Source organism: Natronogracilivirga saccharolytica (genome assembly GCF_017921895.1).
GTDB lineage: Bacteria > Bacteroidota > Rhodothermia > Balneolales > Natronogracilivirgulaceae > Natronogracilivirga > Natronogracilivirga saccharolytica.
The window spans coordinates 1-5,450 of sequence record NZ_JAFIDN010000023.1 but is presented as its reverse complement, the minus strand read 5'-3'; the positions used below and the strand labels follow the sequence as shown (position 1 = coordinate 5,450).

Sequence of the window (5,450 nt, the reverse complement as noted above, 5' to 3'; positions counted from 1 at the left end):
CGCTGATTTGTATAAATAGATATTGACAAGGTCAGCGGGGTGGTGGTATATTGTGAGTTCCGCCGGCTGAGCAGGAAGGGAAGCGGGCGGGCGTTGTCGGTTTTTTTTCGAAAGGAGTTGACAACGGATATAAAAAGATTGTATATTTGGAGTCTGCCACAAAAACGGTGGCGGGATGTTCTTTGACCGGATGAAAAGACAAGAAAATCGCATAGCGAGCCCCCGGACCGGGCGCTTATAACGGGCGCCGGGTTTGGGAACAAGGCAATGACCGGCCGGGAGTTCAGGCTCAATGAAAGTAATAGCAGTACTATTACAACGGAGAGTTTGATCCTGGCTCAGGACGAACGCTGGCGGCGGGCCTAACACATGCAAGTCGAAGGGGATTCACCGAGCTTGCTCGGTGATGAGACTGGCGTACGGGTGCGTAACACGTAAACAATCTGCCTGCAGGTGGGGGATAACCCCGGGAAACCGGGGCTAATACCGCATGATGCAGCGGGGCCGCATGGCCACAGTTGTTAAAGCCCTTCGGGGCGCCTGCAGATGAGTTTGCGCAGCATTAGTTAGTTGGCAGGGTAACGGCCTACCAAGACGATGATGCTTAGGGGTTCTGAGAGGATGATCCCCCACACTGGCACTGAGACACGGGCCAGACTCCTACGGGAGGCAGCAGTGAGGAATATTGCGCAATGGGCGAAAGCCTGACGCAGCCACGCCGCGTGCCGGAAGAAGGTTCTTTGAATCGTAAACGGCTTTTGTCGGGGAAGAATGATCTGGATTTGTCCGGATTTGACGGTACCCGTTGAATAAGCACCGGCTAACTCCGTGCCAGCAGCCGCGGTAATACGGAGGGTGCAAGCGTTGTCCGGAATCATTGGGCGTAAAGGGTGCGTAGGCGGAAGCTTAAGTCTGTGGTGAAATGTTGCCGCTCAACGGCAAACGTGCCATGGATACTGGGTTTCTTGAGTGTGACAGAGGCAGGTGGAATTCGTAGTGTAGCGGTGAAATGCATAGATATTACGAAGAACACCAGTGGCGAAGGCGGCCTGCTGGGTCACAACTGACGCTGAGGCACGAGAGCGTGGGGAGCGAACAGGATTAGATACCCTGGTAGTCCACGCTGTAAACGATGTATGCTAGGTGTTGGTCACGGTTTGGCCGTGATCAGTGCTGCAGCTAACGCATTAAGCATACCACCTGGGGAGTACGTTCGCAAGAATGAAACTCAAAGGAATTGACGGGGGCCCGCACAAGCGGTGGAGCATGTGGCTTAATTCGATGCAACGCGAAGAACCTTACCCGGGCTAAATCTCTGGTGCTACTGCCCGAAAAGGCAGGTCCCTTCGGGGCGCCAGGGAAGGTGCTGCATGGCTGTCGTCAGCTCGTGCCGTGAGGTGTTGGGTTAAGTCCCGCAACGAGCGCAACCCCTGTGGTTAGTTACCAACGCATAATGGCGGGGACTCTAGCCAGACTGCCTACGCAAGTAGTGAGGAAGGTGGGGACGACGTCAAGTCATCATGGCCCTTACGTCCGGGGCTGCACACGTGCTACAATGGTCGGTACAGAGGGCAGCTGCTGCGCGAGCAGTGGCCAATCCGCAAAGCCGATCCCAGTTCGGATCGCAGTCTGCAACTCGACTGCGTGAAGTTGGAATCGCTAGTAATCGCCTATCAGCAATGAGGCGGTGAATACGTTCCCGGGCCTTGTACACACCGCCCGTCAAGCGATGGAAGTGGGTAGTACCTGACGATGCCGTGCTAACCTTCGGGGGGCAGGTATCCAGGGTAAGACTCGCAACTGGCGCTAAGTCGTAACAAGGTAGCCGTACCGGAAGGTGCGGCTGGATCACCTCCTTACTAAGGAGAGTCGACCTGGTTGGTCTTCGCTGTGCGATTTTCTTGTTTTTTCCCCGTTCAGGGGCCGCTGGGCTTGTAGCTCAGGTGGTTAGAGCGCACGCCTGATAAGCGTGAGGTCGGAGGTTCAACTCCTCCCAAGCCCACCACTTTGGGGCTATAGCTCAGCTGGCTAGAGCGCCTGCCTTGCAAGCAGGAGGTCGCCGGTTCGATTCCGGCTAGCTCCACGGCCCGGCAGGCGATGCCGTGGCAGATTTTTTTTTTTGAAGGAAAGGCAACCGAAGCGGGCTGTGCCCGCGGGTTCTTTGACATACTGGGTAGCAAACAAAGGAGGACCTGTCCGTTGGGCGGGTCCGGCGCTGCACAAGGACATGTGCAGGCCAAAAGACAAAAGCACCAAAGGGCACATGGTGGATGCCTTGGCACCGAGAGGCGAAGAAGGACGTGCAAAGCTGCGATAAGCCGCGGGGAGCTGCAAAGAAGCTGTGATCCGCGGATTTCCGAATGGGACAACCCCCCAGACCCGGCTTCGGCCGGGGGCGAACGCCCTGAACTGAACCATCTCAGTAGGGGCAGGAGAAGAAAACAACAGTGATTCCCGAAGTAGTGGCGAGCGAACCGGGAACAGCCCAAACCGGCGGCCATTGGCCGTCGGGGTAGTAGGACCACAACAACCGGCGACAAAGCGAAGTCGAACGGCCCTGGAACGGCCGGCCGCAGAAGGTGAAAGCCCTGTAGGCGTAAGCGATGTTGTTGGTAGTGGTATCCTGAGTAGGGCGGGGCCGGAGAAACCCTGTCTGAATCGGCCGGCACCATCCGGCAAGGCTAAATACTCCTCGGTGACCGATAGCGAACAAGTACCGTGAGGGAAAGGTGAAAAGAACGCCGAGAGGGCGAGTTAAAAGTACCTGAAACCGTGTGCCTACAAGCGGTCGGAGCCTTATTTGCCATTCGTGGCAAACAGGGTGACGGCGTGCCTTTTGCATAATGAGCCTACGAGTTGCACCTGTCGTGCGAGGTTAAGCCCTTCTGGGGCGCAGCCGCAGCGAAAGCGAGTCTGAAAGGGCGCGCAGTACGGCGGGGCAGACGCGAAACCAAGTGATCTATCCATGGCCAGGATGAAGCTGGGGTAACACCCGGTGGAGGTCCGAACCCACTGATGTTGAAAAATCAGGGGATGAGCTGTGGATAGGGGTGAAAAGCCAATCGAACTTGGAGATAGCTCGTTCTCCCCGAAATATATTTAGGTATAGCGTCGGGTGATGTGCTGCGGAGGTAGAGCACTGATTAGGCTAGGGGGCTTCACCGCCTACCAAACCTTGACAAACTCCGAATTCCGCAGTATTCCAGCCCGGCAGTCAGCCACAGGATGATAACGTCCTGTGACGAGAGGGAAACAACCCGGAACACCAGCTAAGGCCCCCAAATACCGTCTAAGTTGATCAAAGAAGGTTGGGTTGCTCAGACAATCAGGATGTTGGCTTAGAAGCAGCCATTCATTTAAAGAGTGCGTAATAGCTCACTGATCGAGCGACCCGGCGTCGAAAATGGTCGGGCATCAAGTCGGTTGCCGAAGCTGTGTCTTTGCAGGTTTACCTGCAAGGGGTAGGGGAGCATTGCCAGGGCGCAGAAGTCATCGGGAGACCGGTGGTGGAGCCCTGGGAAGAGAAACTGTAGGCATGAGTAACGACAAGGCCGGTGAGAAACCGGCCCACCGAAAACCCAAGGTTTCCTGATCAACGCTAATCGGATCAGGGTTAGTCGGGTCCTAAGGCACCTCTGGCAGGGCCAGAGCAGGCCGATGGCAAACGGGTTAAATATTCCCGTACCCGCATAAACGCTAAGCTAAGGCGTGACGCAGAAGTGACCCCTGCGCGTGGTGACGAATGCCCACGTTGAAGGCGTTAGGCCGGCCGGCAGGCAAATCCGCCGGCCATCAGGCTGAGCGCCGACAGTACCGGGAGGCTTCGGCCGAACGGATAGTCAGGCTAATCAGGCTGCCAAGAAAAGCGTCGTAGTTAGTTTATGCGGCCCGTACCGCAAACCGACACAGGTGGGTGAGGAGAGAATCCTAAGGTGCTCGAGTGATTCATGGCCAAGGAACTCGGCAAATTGGATCCGTAACTTCGGGAGAAGGATCCCCCCTGATGCCTTCGGGTGTTGGGGGGCGCAGTGAAAAGGCCCAAACGACTGTTTATCAAAAACACATGTCTCTGCTAACACGGAAGTGGATGTATAGGGACTGACACCTGCCCGGTGCCGGAAGGTTAAGGAAGGGCGTTAGAGGCTTCGGCCTCAAAGCGCTTGACTGAAGCCCCGGTAAACGGCGGCCGTAACTATAACGGTCCTAAGGTAGCGAAATTCCTTGTCGGGTAAGTTCCGACCTGCACGAATGGTGTAACGATTTGGGCACTGTCTCGGCCATGAGCTCGGTGAAATTGTGGTCTCGGTGATGACGCCGAGTACCCGCAGTGGGACGGAAAGACCCCGTGAACCTTTACTACAGCTTTGCATTGGATTCGGATGAGTCATGTGCAGGATAGGTGGGAGGCTTCGAAGCGTCGGCGCCAGTCGATGTGGAGCCATCCTTGAAATACCACCCTTGGCTCAGCTGGGTTCTAACCCTGTAACCGCAGGGCACAGTGCATGGTGGGTAGTTTGACTGGGGCGGTCGCCTCCTAAATAGTAACGGAGGCTCCCAAAGGTTCCCTCAGCACGGTTGGCAATCGTGCCGCGAGTGTAAAGGCACAAGGGAGCTTGACTGCAAGACAGACACGTCGAGCAGCTGCGAAAGCAGGGCTTAGTGATCCGGCGGTTCCGTATGGAAGGGCCGTCGCTCAAAGGATAAAAGGTACTCCGGGGATAACAGGCTGATCTCCCCCAAGAGTTCATATCGACGGGGAGGTTTGGCACCTCGATGTCGGCTCATCGCATCCTGGGGCTGGAGAAGGTCCCAAGGGTATGGCTGTTCGCCATTTAAAGCGGTACGCGAGCTGGGTTCAGAACGTCGTGAGACAGTTCGGTCCCTATCTACTGTGGGCGTTGGAATATTGAGGAGAGCTGCCTCTAGTACGAGAGGACCGGGGTGGACGAACCGCTGGTGTACCTGTTGTGTGGTCGCATGCACCGCAGGGTAGCTATGTTCGGACGGGATAAGCCGCTGAAAGCATCTAAGCGCGAAGCCCACTCCAAGATAAGTATTCCCCCAAGAGCCCTGGAAGACGACCAGGTCGATAGGCGGCAGGTGTACGCATGGTAACATGTTCAGCCGAGCCGTACTAATCGCTCTTACGGCTTTTGTCTTTGGGTCTGCACAAGACCTTGCCGGCCAACCCGGCGTTTGCTGCCCGGTATTTGTTTTTTTGATACTGATGAGGTGATTATAGCCGGGAGGCCACACCCGTTCCCATACCGAACACGGCCGTTAAGCTCCTCGGTGCCGATGGTACTGCCAAAAGCGGGAGAGTAGGTGGTCGCCTCATCTCTTTTTTTATCTTTACCCCCCTCAGCGGGGCGCTCAACGGTCCTCCATAACCACGGCGTCCCGCTTTTTTTTTATCCCAATCCCTGGCATCCTTTTGACGTTTTTTTTGT

At 56.1% G+C, this 5,450-nt stretch carries 2 tRNA genes and 3 rRNA genes; all 5 read left to right on the top strand.

The features are described 5' to 3' along the window. Positions 1-315 precede the first annotated feature (315 nt). The 5 genes from NATSA_RS15180 (at position 316) to rrf (ending at position 5,338) form a co-directional block, all read left to right on the top strand. Positions 316-1,859: ribosomal RNA gene (locus NATSA_RS15180) — 16S ribosomal RNA — on the top strand. 69 nt (positions 1,860-1,928) lie between these two features. After that, positions 1,929-2,005 (top strand) — tRNA-Ile (locus tag NATSA_RS15175). 4 nt (positions 2,006-2,009) lie between these two features. Next, a tRNA-Ala gene (locus NATSA_RS15170) sits at positions 2,010-2,083 on the top strand. Between the two features lie 160 nt (positions 2,084-2,243). Continuing rightward, positions 2,244-5,159: ribosomal RNA gene (locus tag NATSA_RS15165) — 23S ribosomal RNA — on the top strand. A 69-nt stretch (positions 5,160-5,228) separates the two neighbouring features. Further along, positions 5,229-5,338 (top strand): 5S ribosomal RNA (rrf, locus tag NATSA_RS15160). The 16S, 23S and 5S rRNA genes sit together here with 2 tRNA genes alongside, the layout of an rRNA operon. The last annotated feature ends 112 nt before the right edge of the window (positions 5,339-5,450 follow it).